General features: G+C 70.3%; 12 protein-coding genes, 1 pseudogene and 1 riboswitch. All 13 genes and pseudogenes read right to left on the bottom strand.

All coding sequences use genetic code 11. From position 1 onward, the window contains the following. Positions 1–67: 67 nt before the first annotated feature. The gene (locus RLT59_RS23625) at positions 68–1372 is read right to left on the bottom strand and encodes a class I SAM-dependent methyltransferase (protein WP_311305245.1); all 1305 of its coding nucleotides are present in this window, start codon (positions 1370–1372) and stop codon (positions 68–70) included. A gap of 315 nt (positions 1373–1687) precedes the next feature. After that, complete coding sequence (locus tag RLT59_RS23620) at positions 1688–3073, bottom strand: NAD(P)/FAD-dependent oxidoreductase (protein WP_311305244.1); 1386 nt, start codon at positions 3071–3073, stop codon at positions 1688–1690. Between the two features lie 509 nt (positions 3074–3582). Next, the gene (locus tag RLT59_RS23615) at positions 3583–4524 is read right to left on the bottom strand and encodes a Ppx/GppA phosphatase family protein (RefSeq protein ID WP_311305243.1); all 942 of its coding nucleotides are present in this window, start codon (positions 4522–4524) and stop codon (positions 3583–3585) included. 54 nt (positions 4525–4578) lie between these two features. After that, positions 4579–5118 (bottom strand): DUF501 domain-containing protein, encoded by a 540-nt coding sequence (locus RLT59_RS23610; RefSeq protein ID WP_311305242.1) that lies wholly within the window; start codon positions 5116–5118, stop codon positions 4579–4581. An 80-nt stretch (positions 5119–5198) separates the two neighbouring features. Next, positions 5199–5669, bottom strand: a complete 471-nt coding sequence (locus tag RLT59_RS23605) for an FtsB family cell division protein (protein WP_311305241.1) — start codon at positions 5667–5669, stop codon at positions 5199–5201. Positions 5670–5767: 98 nt separating this feature from the next. Continuing rightward, complete coding sequence (gene eno, locus RLT59_RS23600; RefSeq protein ID WP_311305240.1) at positions 5768–7048, bottom strand: phosphopyruvate hydratase; 1281 nt, start codon at positions 7046–7048, stop codon at positions 5768–5770. A 304-nt stretch (positions 7049–7352) separates the two neighbouring features. Then, entirely contained in the window at positions 7353–8099 is a 747-nt protein-coding gene (locus RLT59_RS23595; protein WP_311305239.1) for a transglycosylase family protein, read from the bottom strand. A gap of 4 nt (positions 8100–8103) precedes the next feature. After that, positions 8104–8277, bottom strand: a riboswitch (cyclic di-AMP (ydaO/yuaA leader). 348 nt (positions 8278–8625) lie between these two features. After that, a complete protein-coding gene (locus tag RLT59_RS23590; RefSeq protein ID WP_311305238.1) occupies positions 8626–9600 on the bottom strand; it encodes a transglycosylase family protein in 975 nt (324 codons plus the stop codon). A 106-nt stretch (positions 9601–9706) separates the two neighbouring features. Next, positions 9707–11020 carry a cytochrome P450 family protein gene (locus RLT59_RS23585; RefSeq protein ID WP_311305237.1) on the bottom strand — a complete coding sequence of 438 codons (1314 nt, stop codon included), beginning with the start codon at positions 11018–11020 and terminating at the stop codon, positions 9707–9709. A 29-nt stretch (positions 11021–11049) separates the two neighbouring features. Beyond that, positions 11050–12045: a nucleoside triphosphate pyrophosphohydrolase gene (locus RLT59_RS23580; RefSeq protein WP_311305236.1), complete on the bottom strand. Its 996-nt coding sequence runs from the start codon at positions 12043–12045 to the stop codon at positions 11050–11052. 31 nt (positions 12046–12076) lie between these two features. Further along, positions 12077–12730 carry a SurA N-terminal domain-containing protein gene (locus RLT59_RS23575; RefSeq protein WP_311305235.1) on the bottom strand — a complete coding sequence of 218 codons (654 nt, stop codon included), beginning with the start codon at positions 12728–12730 and terminating at the stop codon, positions 12077–12079. Between the two features lie 148 nt (positions 12731–12878). Further along, entirely contained in the window at positions 12879–13280 is a 402-nt protein-coding gene (locus RLT59_RS23570) for a GtrA family protein (protein ID WP_311305234.1), read from the bottom strand. Positions 13281–13320: 40 nt separating this feature from the next. Beyond that, a pseudogene (locus RLT59_RS23565) lies at positions 13321–14268 on the bottom strand (glycosyltransferase family 2 protein); the annotation flags it as partial. Between the last annotated feature and the right edge of the window lie 84 nt (positions 14269–14352).

The raw sequence follows: 14352 nt of genomic DNA, 5'->3' as shown, positions 1-14352 counted from the left end.
CGGCCGGCGTACGGGAGAGGGCCGGTATCCGCCACCGCGGATACCGGCCCTCAGGCGTGTGCACGGCTCAGCCGGTCGCGGACGCCTTCCAGTCGCGGGCGCGCAGCGGCATCCGGGCGGCTCCGCCCTCCGTCGACCGCACGGCCAGGATCTGGTTGACGCCGATCTTGTTGTGCTCGAAGGAGAGCGCGGAGGCGGCCATGTACAGGCGCCAGACCCTGGCCCGGCCGGGCGAGGTCATCTTCACCGCGCGCGGCCACTCCTTCTCCAGGTTGGCGACCCAGCGGCGCAGGGTCAGCGCGTAGTGCTCGCGGAGCGATTCGACGTCGCGGGCCTCGAAGCCGGCTTCCTCAAGGGTGGCGACGGTCCGGCCCAGCGGGGCCAGCTCACCGTCCGGGAAGACATAGGCGTCGATGAACTCGTCCACGCGGTAGGCGGACTCGTCCTTCTCCGGGCGGCGGGCGATCTGGTGGTTGAGGAGGCGCCCGCCGGGCTTGAGGAGTGCGTAGACGTCGTCGGCGTACTCGCGGTAGCGGACCGCGCCGACGTGTTCCGCCATTCCGATGGAGGAGATGGCGTCGTACGGGCCGTCCCTGACGTCCCGGTAGTCCTGGACCCGGATCTCGATCCGGTCGGTCAGCCCTTCCTCCGCGATGCGCTTGCGGGCGAAGGCGGCCTGTTCGGTGGAGAGGGTCACGCCGGTGACCCGGGCGCCGTACTCGCGGGCGGCGTGGATCGCCATGGAGCCCCAGCCGCAGCCGACGTCCAGGAGGCGGTCCCCCTCCTTCAGCGCGAGCTTGCGGCAGACCAGGTCGAGCTTGTCGCGCTGGGCGTCCTCAAGGGTGCCGCCGTCCTCCCAGTAGGCGCAGGAGTAGACCATGGACGGGCCGAGGACCAGTTCGTAGAAGTCATTGCCCACGTCGTAGTGGTGGCTGATGGCCTCCTTGTCGCGGCGCTTGGTGTGCAGGGCGCCGGTACGGCGGCGTACCTCCTCCGGCGGCGGCGGGGGCGGCGGCCACGGGCCGGCGAGTTGCAGCAGTCCCTTGGCGGCCGCCCGCACCTTCGGGTCGCGGACCGGGTGGATGCTGTCCTTCGCGTCGATCCCGCGTTCCCAGATCAGCCCTGCCACCAGGTCCAGGGTCTCGTACAGATCGCCTTCGATATCGATCTCCCCGGCCACCCAGGCGCGGGCGAGGCCCAGTTCGCCCGGCTTCCACAGCAGCCGGCGCAGGGCACGACGGCTCCTGAAGACGAGGGCGGGGGCCTCGGGCGGTCCGGATTCGCTGCCGTCCCAGGCCCGGATCCGGACCGGTAGGGGTTCTCCCAGCAACTCCTGGGCGAGAGCGGCCAGCCGCAACGCGGCGTCTGCCATGGCGCACACCTCCGTGATGGTGATTCCCAACGTGCCCAGACATGCCCACACATGTCTCTGACCACGCCGCGGCACCCGTTGGCGCCGCGGCGAGGTACACCCCCCACAACAGTTTCCGGCGGCCGGGCCATCCCGCTACTGCGCAATCAATCGGCAAAATACCTGCATGGACCATGCATCCGCCGGGCCACTGGCCTCGCTCCCCCTGTACCGTGCCCCGCCCCACCCCGCCCCGATACGCCCGAAGGGGCCGCCCGCACCACGGATGGCGGACGGCCCCTTCGGGCGTCGTACAACGGTCCTGCGGCGTGCGGGCTAGGAGGCCTTGGCCTTCTCCGCCACCGGCTGGGCGGCGGCGGGGGCCGGAGCCGGCTTGGCGGCCTCGTAGAACTCCTCGCGCGGCGTCTCCATGGCGCCGAGCGAGACGACCTCGCGCTTGAGGAACACCGCGAGCGTCCAGTCGGCGAAGATCCGGATCTTGCGGTTCCAGGTCGGCATCGCCATGCCGTGGTAGCCACGGTGCGCATACCAGGCGAGACGGCCCTTGAACTTGATCTTCATCTTGCCGACGACGATCATCGCGACGCCCTTGTGCAGGCCCAGACCGGCGACCGCGCCCTTGTTGGCGTGGCTGTAGTCGGCCTGCGGGAAGCCGCGCATCCCGGAGATGACGTTGTCACCGAGGACCTTGGCCTGACGCAGCGCGTGCTGGGCGTTCGGCGGGCACCAGGCGTTCGGATTGCCGGCCTTGCGGCCGACCAGGTCCGGAACCTGGGCGTTGTCGCCCGCGGCCCAGATGTAGTCGGTGCCCTGCACCTGGAGCTTCTCCGAGGTGTCCACGTGACCGCGCGGACCGAGCGGCAGGCCGAAGCGGGCCAGCGCCGGGTTCGGCTTCACGCCGGCCGTCCACACGATGGTGTTGGAGTCGACCTCAAGGCCGTTCTTCAGCACCACGTGACCGTCGACGCAGGAGTCCATGGAGGTCGAGAGGAAGACCTCGACACCGCGGGACTCCAGGTGCTCCCGGCCCCAGGTGCCCAGCTTCGGGCCGACCTCGGGAAGGATCTTGTCGGCGGCGTCGACGAGCACGAAGCGCATGTCCTCGCGCTTCACGTTCGTGTAGTACTTCGCCGCGTCGCGGGCCATGTCCTCGACCTCGCCGATGGTCTCCGCACCGGCGAAACCGCCGCCCACGAAGACGAAGGTGAGCGCCCTGCGGCGGACATCCTCATCGGTCGTCGAGTCAGCCTTGTCCAGCTGCTCCAGTACGTGGTTACGCAGGCCGATGGCCTCCTCGATGCCCTTCATGCCGATGCCCTGTTCGGCCAGGCCGGGGATCGGGAAGGTGCGCGAGACGGCGCCCATCGCGATGACCAGGTAGTCGAAGGGCAGCTCGTAGGCCTCGCCGACGAGCGGCGCGACCGTGGCGACCTTGCGGTCCTGGTCAATGGTCGTGACGCGGCCGGTGAGAACCTCGGCCTTCGGCAGCACGCGTCGCAGCGGGACGACGACGTGCCGGGGCGAGATGCTGCCGGCAGCAGCTTCGGGGAGGAAGGGCTGGTAGGTCATGTACGACCGGGGGTCGACGACCGTGACGGTCGCCTCTCCGTAGCGCATCTTCTTGAGGATGCGCCGAGCTGCGTACAGGCCTACGTACCCACCGCCTACTACGAGGATCCTGGGACGCTCCGTGGTGCTCATGCCATCGAGTATCCACCCCTCCCCGGGGGTGAGCTCGTGAGCCCCTTCACAAGGTATGGGCCACCCTCTGCTACACTTCGCCGCCCACGTGACCCAGGTCATGATCCCGGACGGGAACAACGGCGTCGTGGCGAACGTTGTTCACCGCTTGTGAGCTGGCCCTTGAGCCGCCGGGCGAGGTGAACCACCCTCCCGGTTCACACTCCCGCAACACCCCCGGAACCGCCCCGTTCGCGCCGCGAGTGACCCCGCACACGCTCCTGGGGGCCCGTCCGGAGCAGAAGTCCGCTCCCAGGGACCCAATTCCTTGTGAAGAAGTTCACGAACTTCGTCGCGGCGTGTCCCGGAAGGACTCCCCCGGGTGGCCCTGAGCGGCTCAAAGGTGCAGGCAGGAATGCGCATGAGCAACGTTTCCGCGCCCGTCGGCACCCGGGGCCCCCGGCCTCGCGCGCAGCCCTCAGAGGGCCGCTGAGCGGCGCCGCGCCTTCAGGCCGCGTCCGAGGGCCGCGCTACGCGTTGGACCAGCCGATCCCGTCGAGGATGTCGTGCTCGCTGACGACCACCTCACGGGCCCCGGTCCGCTCCATGACGGCCAGCAGGATCAGCGCCCCCGAGGCGATCACATCGACCCGCCCCGGATGCATCGCGCCGATCGCGGCACGCTCCGCGTGGGTCGAGGACAGCAGCCGCCCGGCGATCTCCCTGACCCGCTCCAGGGAGACCCGGGAGTGGTGGATCGCCTCGGAGTCGTACTCCTCCAGGCCCAGCGCGATCGCGGCCACCGTGGTGACCGTGCCGGCGAGCCCGACGAGCGTGCCCGCCTCGGTGAGCGGGACGCTCTGCCCGGCCAGGTCCAGGGCGGCGGCGACGTCCGCGCGGATCGCGTCGGCCGCCTCCCGGGTGGGCGGGTCGATGACCGCGCCGTCCCGGTAGAGATGGCGCTCGGTCATCCGGACACAGCCGATGTCCACGGACCGGGCGGCCCGCACCCGGTCGTCGCCGACGACGAACTCGGTCGAGCCGCCGCCGATGTCCACGACGAGATACGGCTTCGCGAGGTCGTCGCGCCCCGCGAGCTCCTTGGTGGCCCCGGCGAAGGAGAACTCCGCCTCCTGGTCACCGCTGATCACCTCGGGCTCGACGCCCAGGATGTCCAGCACCCCCCGGACGAAGTCGTCCCGGTTCTCCGCGTCCCGGGAGGCGGAGGTCGCGACGAAGCGGACCTTCTCCGCGCCGTGCTCCTTGATCACCGCCGCGTACTGCCGGCACGCGGCGAACGTCCGCTCCAGCGCCTCGGGGGCGAGCCGCCCGGTCCGGTCGACCCCCTGGCCGAGCCGGACGATCTCCATCCGCCGGTCGAGCTCGGTGAACTCCCCGGTGGCGGGGTCGGCATCCGCCACCAGCAGCCGGATCGAGTTGGTACCGCAGTCAATGGCGGCCACACGCGTCATACCCTCAAGCCTCTCTTCTCCTAGCCCCTCTTCACGGAGCCCGCGGGGGACCGCTCAGCCCTCGTTCTCACCAGGCGCGCCGCACGGCGACACGCACGGGCCCTTGCGCCACCACTCCGGCAGCATCGCGATCGCCTCGTCCCCCAGCGGGTTCACCCCGGGCCCCGCCGCCAGCGAGTGCCCCACGAGCACATGCAGACACTTCACCCGGTCCGGCATGCCGCCCGCGCTCGGGAAGCCCTCCAGCACCTCGATCGCGTCGCGCCGGGCGATGTAGTCCTCGTGCGCGGCCCGGTACGCGGCCGCCAGCTCGGGGTCCGTACCGAGGCGCTCGGTCATCTCCCGCATGACCCCGTTCGCCTCCAGCGTGCCGATCGCGGACGCCGCACGCGGGCACGTCAGGTAGTACGTCGTCGGGAACGGCGTACCGTCCTCCAGCCTGGGCTGCGTCTCGACCACGTCCGGGTTGCCGCACGGACAGCGGTGCGCGATGGCACGCAGCCCGCGCGGCGGGCGCCCCAGCTGCTGCTGGAACGCGGCGATGTCCGCGTCGGTGGGCGCGGTGGACTCGGTCTGGGGAGGGGGCGTTTCCATGCCTGCCTAGGTTCTGATCGGGCCGCCCGGACCGCGGTGCCGCGGCCGGACGGTGAAATGCGAAATGACGGGACCGCGGGTCAGCCCCGGTCGGCGCTGTCCACGCCGTCCCACAGGTTGGAGTGCCACGGCCGGCCGGACTCGTCCGGCACTCCGTTGCGCTCCTTGACCGCGTCGGGATCGACCACGGTGTAGCTGGTCTCTCCCGGAAGAAGGTAGTGCAGGTGCTCGCGGGCCAGCCGCTTGATGTACGCGTCGTCCTGGAGGCGCGCCTTCTCGTCGCGCAGCTCCTCGGTGCGTGCCTCGGCCTCCTGCGCGAGCCGCTCCTGGTCCGCGATCTCGTCACGCTGCGACACGTACTGCCGCATCGGATACGCGAGGGCGACGACCAGGGAGCAGACGACCAGGGCCAGGAAGGCCGCCCGGCCGGTGAGGCGGGAGCGGCGGGCCTGGCGCTTGTTCTGGGACCGGTAGACGCGGGCCGCGGTCTGCTCACCGAGCAGCCTCAGCCGGGTCGCGGTGGAGAACCGGTCCCGGTCCTTCGCGGCCATGTCTCCGCCTCCCCATTACGCACGTCCGTCCCCGCACACGGTACGGGACCGAGTGCGGGGACGGACGGAGGCCGGGTCGCTGGACCCGGTCGGGCTTGTCAGCCCTTGAACCGCGGGAACGCCGAACGGCCCGCGTACACCGCGGCGTCGTCGAGGATCTCCTCGATGCGCAGCAGTTGGTTGTACTTGGCGACGCGGTCCGAACGGGCCGGGGCGCCGGTCTTGATCTGGCCGCAGTTCACGGCGACCGCGAGGTCGGCGATGGTGACGTCCTCGGTCTCGCCGGAGCGGTGGGACATCATGCACTTGAAGCCGTTGCGCTGGGCCAGCTCGACGGCGTCCAGGGTCTCGGTCAGCGAACCGATCTGGTTGACCTTGACGAGCAGGGCGTTGGCGGAGCCCTCCTCGATGCCGCGGGCCAGGCGCTCCGGGTTGGTGACGAAGAGGTCGTCGCCGACGATCTGCACCTTGGCGCCGATCTTCTCGGTGATGACCTTCCAGCCGGCCCAGTCGTCCTCGTACAGCGGGTCCTCGATGGAGACCAGCGGGTACGCGTCGACGAGCTCCTCGTAGTACTCGGTCATCTCGGCGGCCGAGCGGGACTTGCCCTCGAACTCGTACGTGCCGTCCTTGTAGAACTCGGACGCGGCGACGTCGAGCGCGAGCGCGATGTCCTTGCCGGGGGCGTAGCCGGCTTCCTTGATGGCCTCGACGATGAGGTCGAGCGCGGCACGGTTGGACTCCAGGTTCGGCGCGAAGCCGCCCTCGTCACCGAGACCGGTGGACAGGCCCTTGGTCTTCAGGACCTTCTTCAGCGTGTGGTAGACCTCGGCGCCCCAGCGCAGGGCCTCGGAGAAGGACTCCGCGCCGATCGGGGCGATCATGAACTCCTGGATGTCCACGTTGGAGTCGGCGTGCGACCCACCGTTGAGGATGTTCATCATCGGGACGGGCAGCAGGTGCGCGTTCGGGCCACCGAGGTAGCGGAACAGCGGCAGGTCCGAGGCCTCGGACGCGGCGTGGGCGACGGCGAGCGAGACGCCGAGGATGGCGTTGGCGCCGAGCGAGCCCTTGTTCTCCGTGGCGTCCAGGTCGAACATGGCCTGGTCGATCAGCCGCTGCTCGGTCGCGTCGTAGCCGACGAGCTCCGGGCCGATCTGCTCGATCACGGCGAGGACCGCCTTCTCGACGCCCTTTCCGTGGTAGCGGTTGGGGTCACCGTCGCGAAGCTCAATGGCCTCGAAAGCACCGGTGGAGGCTCCGGACGGAACGGCAGCACGGCCCGTGCTGCCGTCGTCGAGGCCAACCTCGACCTCGACCGTGGGGTTGCCCCGGGAGTCGAGGATTTCCCGGGCTACGACGACGTCGATGGACGGCACGAGGCATCTCCTTCTGGGATATGACGCTGGTTGTGCAGGGTCGCTTTGGCCTTGCGACAAGAGCCTAACCGGCCCGGCCGTCTCAGTCGGCCGCCCGCCCGTCCCCTGGGACGAAAAAGGACCCAAGAGCAGTCATAGCGGGATGAAAGACCAGAAATTTACTGACCGGTAACTACAACAGTTGAACAGTCGGTACGCCGGACCGCCCGTCCGCCGGACCGGCGGCCGACAGGCCCCGGCCCGGCACGCGTGGGGGAAGACGCGAACCGGGCCGGGGAGTGCGGCGAGGAAAGTGGGCGCCGTACTACTTCGCCAGGTGGAGCTGCTGACCCGGGAAGATCATGTCGGCGTCCTCGACGATGTCCTTGTTGAGCTTGAACAGCTGCTGCCAGCCGCCCTTGACCTTGTGGTCGGCCGCGATCTTGCTCAGCGAGTCGCCGGTGACGACCTTGTACTCGCCGTCACCCTTCTCGACCTTCTCGCCGGTCGGGGTGGTCACGGTCTTCTTCTGCCCGGCCCCGGGGGCGGTCGAGCGGTCCGAGCGGTTGGTGGCCGGAGCCTCGGTGCGCTCGGCCTTCTTCGGCTCGGCCTGCTGCGCCGGAGCGGACTCCCGCTTGGGAGCGGTCTCCGCCTTGGGGGCGCTGGAGCCGGTGTCGACGCCCGGGTCGACACCGTCGTTGCTCAGGTTGCCGGCACCGGCGCAGGACCAGGCGCCCGGTCCCTGCATGTCGAGGAGCTTCTCGGCGACCGCGATCTGCTGGGCCTTGGTGGCCAGGTCGGCGCGGGCCGCGTACTGGGTACCACCGGCGGCGGCCCAGCTGGACTGCGAGAACTGCAGACCGCCGTAGTAGCCGTTGCCGGTGTTGATGGACCAGTTGCCGCCGGACTCGCACTGGGCGACCGCGTCCCACGTGGAGACGGAGGCGGCGGAGGCGCCGGTGGCACCCATCAGGGGCACGGCGATGGCGGCACCGGTCACACCGGCGAGCGTGGCGATACGGACGGCCTTGGACGGGCGGCGGTGCTTGTTGCCCTTGCTGTTGAGCAGCATCGAGACTTCTCCTCACCGACGCCTGCGAGGTGAGCTGTCGGGTTCGGGCCAAGTGAGTTGCCCGGTCGCACGTCCTAGCGCACGACTTAACCCCAAGCCGTTCCCGATGCGTCGTGTTCGACGACCGGGCCCGGCGCTTACCTGGGTCCCCCGCTCCTGCCTACGGCGCTTTACGCGTCTGTTCCCTTCGACCGACGGCAGGATTCGGCGTGACGATCGACGGGGCCCGCGGTGCGAGCGGTTCTGACCGTAAACACACCGAACCCCTACATTCAAAGAAGGACATACCGGATAAACAGTCCTTATTTGCATCTGATTAACGTCTATTTACGCAGGTCGGAACGGATGTGGGGGGACCTCCCGGACAAGACACGCGAGTTCATGCGAAGAGACCCATGTCTCACTTATTCAAAAGTGGGACATAGGCCTCTTAAGTACCCCAGGATCGAGGCATCTTCAGCTGTTGATCAGACCGTCTCCACGCTCGCTTCCGCGCCCGCTTCCACGATCGACCCGGCGTCAGGTCTCAGCCGGTCTTCACGCCGAGATCGAGGTGCTGGCCGGGGAGGATGAGGTCCGGGTCGGAGCCGACGGCCGCCTTGTTGGCCTCGTACAGCCCGGTCCAGCCGCCGGGCAGCTTCTGCGCGTCGGCGATGGCCCAGAGGTTGTCGCCGGGCCGGACGGTGTACGTGCCGTCGGCGGCCGGCGCGCCCGTGCCGCGTCCGTCCGCGTCCCCCCGCGAGGCGTGCCGCCCCGCGTCCCGGCCGTCACCGGTCCGCTCCGGGGCCGGCGCTCCGCGGTGCTTGCCGCCCGCCTCCGCGGCCGGGGAGGACCCGTCCCGGCCACCGGAGGGGTCACCCGCGCCGGAGGAGCCGGACGCCGGGGGCGTGGCGTCCGGGGAGGACGAGGCGTCCGCCTTCCGGTCCTTGCCGGCCGGGCCGGACGTGGCGTCGTCCGACGGGGCCTTCGTGGCGTCCTCGGCCGCGTCGTCCGCCGGGTCCGCGCTCTCTGACGGGTCGGCAGTCGCGGACGGGTCCGCGCTCCCGGCCGGGTCCGCGCTCTCCGCCGGGTCCGCGGACGGGGTGGCGGCCGGATCGACGCCCGGATCGACACCCGGCAGGGAGCCCTCCGGGGTGAGGCCGGAGATGACGGCGCAACTGGGCCACGCCTTCGGCCCCTGATCGCCCAGCACCTTCTCCGCCACGGCGATCTGCTGCGACCGGCTGGCGAGGTCCGCGCGCGGGGCGTACGTCTCGCCGCCGTAGGACTTCCAGACCTCCTGCGAGAACTGAAGACCGCCGTAGAACCCGTTGCCGAGGTCGGCACTCCACATGCCGCCGCTCTCGCACTCCGCGACCCGGTCCCAGGTCGAGGCGTCGGCGGCGTGCGCACCGGCCGCGCCGAGCAGCGGGATGGCGATGGCCGAGCCGGTCACGCCTGCGGCGACGATGATCGCGGGTGCCTGACGAGGGCGACGGTGTCTGCCGTTCGCGGAGCCCATGGGAATGCCTTCCGTGTGACTGAAAAGGTGACTGGTGAGTCGAACGGTGAACCTAGCGGGACTCGAACGTGTGTCACAAGTCGATGCAGCGGAGATCACGCCAAAGTCACAGAGTTGACAGAGTGTCACCTTCCTTGGTGGTGGCCCCGGGGGTGAACTCCACCGGAAGCGTCCGCAGTCCGCGCATGATGAGCCCGCCGCGCCAGCGCAAATCGGTAGCTTCCCCCGCAAGTCGCAGGTCCGGGAGGCGTTTCAGCAGCGTGGCGAGCGCGGCCTGTCCCTCCAGCCGGGCGAGCGGTGCTCCCAAGCAGTAATGGATGCCGTGTCCGTAGCCGAGGTGCTGATTGTCACGCCGCGAGAGGTCCAGGGTGTCGGGAGCGCCGAACCGTTCGGGGTCCCGGTCCGCGGCGGCAAGCACCACGAGTACGGGATCCCCCTCCGCGATCCGCTGCCCGCCGATCGTCAGCGCCTCGGTGGCGAATCGCCAGGTCGCCAGCTCCACCGGGCCGTCGAAACGCAGCAGTTCCTCGACGCCGGTGGCCAGCAGCGCCGTCTCGCCCGCCGCCAGGGAACGCTGGAGCCGTTCACGCTGCTCCGGATGGCCCAGCAGGGTGTGAACGCCGTTGCCGATGAGGTTGACGGTCGTTTCGAAGCCGGCGAACAAGAGGATGAAGGCCATCGCGGCGGCCTCGTTCTCGGTCAGGTGCTCGCCGTCGTCGCTCGCCCGGATCAGCCCCGAGATCAGGTCGTCCCCGGGGTTCTCGCGCTTGCGGTGGATGAGTTCGAGCAGATATCCGCGCATCTTCTTCACGGAACGGGCTACCCCGCCCCTGGGGCCGCCGCCGTGGCGGATCATCATGCCCGCCCAGTCCCGGAAGTCGTCCTGGTCCTCGCGCGGGACGCCCAGCAGGTCGCAGATCGCGTAGATGGGGAGGGGGAAGGCGAACTCGTGGATGAGGTCCGCCTCCCCCTTCTCGACGAAGGAGTCGATGAGGCGGTCCGTCAGCTCCTGCACGCGCGGCGCGAACTCCGCGATGCGCCGGGGCGTGAACGCCTTCGACACGAGTCGCCGCAGCCGGGTGTGGTCGGGCGGGTCGATGTTCAGCAGATGCGTCATCAGCTCCGCCTTGCGCTCGCCCGGGATGCCCGTGCGGCCCTTGGCGTGCGCCGGCCCGGCGTGGTGCGCGGGGTTCTTGGAGAGCCGTGTGTCGGCGAGGGCCTGCCTGGCGTCCGCGTACCGGGTGACGAGCCAGGCGTCGACCCCGCTGGGCAGCGTGGTGCGGTGCACGGGGCTGTGCTCGCGCAGCCAGGCGTACGCGGGGTACGGGTCGGTGGCGAACTCCCAGGTGAAGAGTGCGGGGGCGGGCGGCACGGCGTCGGCCGGGTGGGCGGGGCAGGTGTCGGCGGGGCTGTCGTTCACCCCCCGACGTTATCCGCTGGCCGGGACGGCTATCCGTTGCCCTCCGCAGCCGCCCCGTGCCGCTGTCCGTTACCCTCCGCCGCCCTGATGGCGTCCCGGTAGGCGCGGCCCGCCGCGCGCAGGGCGGCCTCCGGGTCGGTGCCGTTCTCCTGGGCGCGGACGGCCAGGGCGAGGAGGCGGTAGCCGATGCCGTCGCCCTCGGGGAGCGGCACGTCGAGGCCGGCGGTGCGGGCGCGGCCGGCCAGCTTCGCGGCGAGGGCGAGGGCGGGCTGGCCGAGGGGTACGCCGTCGGTGACGGACTCGCGCTGCTTCTCGATCGCCTTGGTCCGCAGCCAGTGCGCGTGGACGTCCTCCGGGGTCTCGGCGGTCTCGTCGCCGAAGACGTGCGGGTGGCGGTGGATCAGTTTCTCGACGAGCGTGGCGGCGACGTCGTCCACGGAGAAGGGCTCCTGCTCGTCCTCTTCCGCGATGCGGGCGTGGAAGACGACCTGGAGCAGTACGTCACCGAGCTCCTCGCGCAGCTCCTCGCGGTTGCCGTCCTCGATCGCCTCGACGAGCTCGTACGCCTCCTCGATGGCGTACTTGGCGAGGCCCTTGTGGGTCTTCTGCGAGGTCCAGGGGCACTCGATCCTGATCCGGTCCATGACCTGGACGAGGTCGAGGAGGCGGGCGCCCGGCAGATCGTACGAACCGGGCAGCAGCTCCAGGTCCGGCATCTGCACCCGCCCCGAACCGGCCAGCCTCGCCAGCCCGTCGGTCAGCGGCTGGTTGCCCTCGCCCCCGGTGAGGACGACCGAGGTCCGGCCCCCGGCGCAGGAGGCGACGAGCTCCTCGGCGTCGGGGACGGCCGCCTCCACGGTGATGCCCGCCTCGCGCAGATACGGCAGCTGCGGCTGGCCGGGCTCCCCGCAGAGCACCCGGTCGGCGGCGTGCAGCGTCTGCCAGGCGGGCCAGGACAGCAGTCCGGGGGCGACGCGGTGGCTGGCGGTGAGCAGGACGATACGGCCGGGGTCTTCAGCGTTCACGCTGCGAATCTACCCGGCCGCCCGGCCGCTGCTACGCCCCGGCCTCCGCGGGGGCCCGGTCGGGCTTGGTCACCTGGTTGATCCAGGGGGCCTTGTAGTCCGCGAGCTGGATCTGCTTGTTGTCCCAGCTGCCGTAGCGCGGGTTGACGTCGACCTTGAGGGCCTTGGAGGCCTTCGTCAGCGCGTCGCCGAGGATCTTCGTGCCGGCCGGGGTCGACGGGTCCGCGCCGAGTGCCTGGGAGAGCTTGGTCAGCTGGATCTGCTCGCGCAGGAAGGAGTCGATCTGGCCGGGGGAGATCCAGCGTTCCTGGAGCACCGCGGCCCGCAGCCCCTTCTCCCCCTTGTACTGGGCGACGGCCGACTGGCGCATCTGCTGGATCTCGGCGCGGCTGACGGTGACCCCGGCGTCCGCGGAGGCCCGGTCCAGGACCCGGTCCAGGATGATCCCGTGCAGCTTGGCGCGGACGAGCTGGCCGGACTGGTCGGTGGTCTGCGCCGCCTGCTTCGAGGTGTCCTGGGCGTCGCGCACGTCCGCCACCTGGGCCTGCACGGTGGACACCGCGATCCGGTCGCCGCCCACGACGGCTGCCGCGCCGGGGTGGGCCTGGCTGCCGCAGGCGGAGAGGAGCGGCGCTGCGACGAGGGTCACGGCGGAAACGGTGAGCGCGGTGCGACGGCGGTGCAAAGGAGCCTCCCGAGGAGATTGTGCGGCGGTGCACAAGGCCTTGCGTTGATCGATGTTAGGCAGTGGAACCGGTGTGGGCCACTGATTCGACCAACGATTCGGGAGGAGTTGGGGATGTGGGCTCCCCGGGGCCCGGTCGGCGTACTGGTCAGCGGGCCGGTACGGAGGGTTTCCGGGGTGCGTCCGGGCGCAGCATGATCGTGCGCGAGACCACGAAGGTGATCGGGATGGCGGCCGCCGCCGCGACCAGCGGGGCGTACCGGCTGCTGAATCCGGCCAGGTCGACGAGCAGGTAGACGCCGCCGGTGGTGATGACGAAGTTGGCGGCGTTGGTGAGCGGGAAGAGGAGGAACTTCCGCCAGGTGGGCCGGGTCCGGTAGGTGAAGTACGAGTTGAGGAAGAACGAGCCGGTCATGCTGAGCGCGAAGGCCAGCACGTGCGCCGCTATGTACGGCAGCCGGTGCAGCAGGACCAGGTAGCAGCCGTAGTACGTGGCGGTGTTCACGGCGCCTACGAGGGCGAACCGGGCCAGTTGTGCCTTGACCGTCATCGGCGTACGGACTCCAGGGGTTCCCGCTCCGGCTCCGGTGCCGGGCCGGCTCCGGTGCCGGGCCGCGGGTTCCGGTGTTGGTGGCCTGCACCAGGTAGTGCCGGCGGCGCTTCACCTCGTAGTAGATCCGGCCGACGTACTCCCCGACCACCCCGACCATCGCCATCTGGACCCCGGCGAGGGCGGTGACGACGACGAGGAGGGTGACGTATCCGGGGGTGTCGACGCCCTTCACCAGGGCGACGCCGACGATCCACCCGGAGTAGACGAGGGCGAGGGAGAGCAGCAGCAGGCCGAGGTAGAGCGCGGCGCGCAGCGGCTTGTTGTTGAACGAGAGCAGTCCGTCGAGTCCGTAGTTGAGCAGTTTCCCGAAGGTACAGGCGGAGCGGCCCTCCTCGCGGACGGCGTTCTCGTAGCTGAACGTCGTGGTGGGGAAGCCGACCCAGGCGAAGAGGCCCTTGGAGAAGCGGTTGTACTCGGTGAGTTCGAGTACGGCGTCGGCGGCGCGCCGGGAGAGCAGCCGGAAGTCTCCTACTCCGTCGACGAGTTCGACGTCGACGAGGCGGTTGATGAGCCAGTAGTAGGCGCGTGCGGTGAGGGTGCGGGTGACGCGGTCGCCCTTGCGGGTGCGCCGGGCGATGACCTGGTCGTGGCCGTGCGCGTGTTCCTCCAGCATGCGGCCGACGAGTTCGGGCGGGTGCTGGAGGTCGGCGTCCATGATGACGACGGCGTCGCCCTCGGCGTGCCGGAGGCCGGCCGGCATGGCGGCCTCCCTGCCGAAGTTGCGGCTGAAGGAGACGTAGCGGGCCCGTGGGTCGGCGGCGGCCAGCTGCCGCAGGATCGGCAGGGTCCGGTCCGCGCTCCCGTCGTCCACGTACACGAGCTGGAACGCATGACCCAGCCGGGTCATCTCGTCCGTCACGCGTTCATGGAAGCGTTCGAGTATGTCTTGCTCGTTGAAGCAGGGCACCACCAGCGAGATCAGCACCCATGCAGATCAGCCGGTCAATGTGTCGGGAGCGGATGCCGGGTGTGGCCCGGAGGCGACCATTGGGTGAACTGGCCCGTGGCG

Source organism: Streptomyces sp. ITFR-6 (assembly GCF_031844725.1).
Lineage (GTDB): Bacteria > Actinomycetota > Actinomycetes > Streptomycetales > Streptomycetaceae > Streptomyces.
The sequence above is the reverse complement of the archived record's forward strand: the minus strand, read 5'-3'. Positions and strand labels throughout refer to the sequence as shown.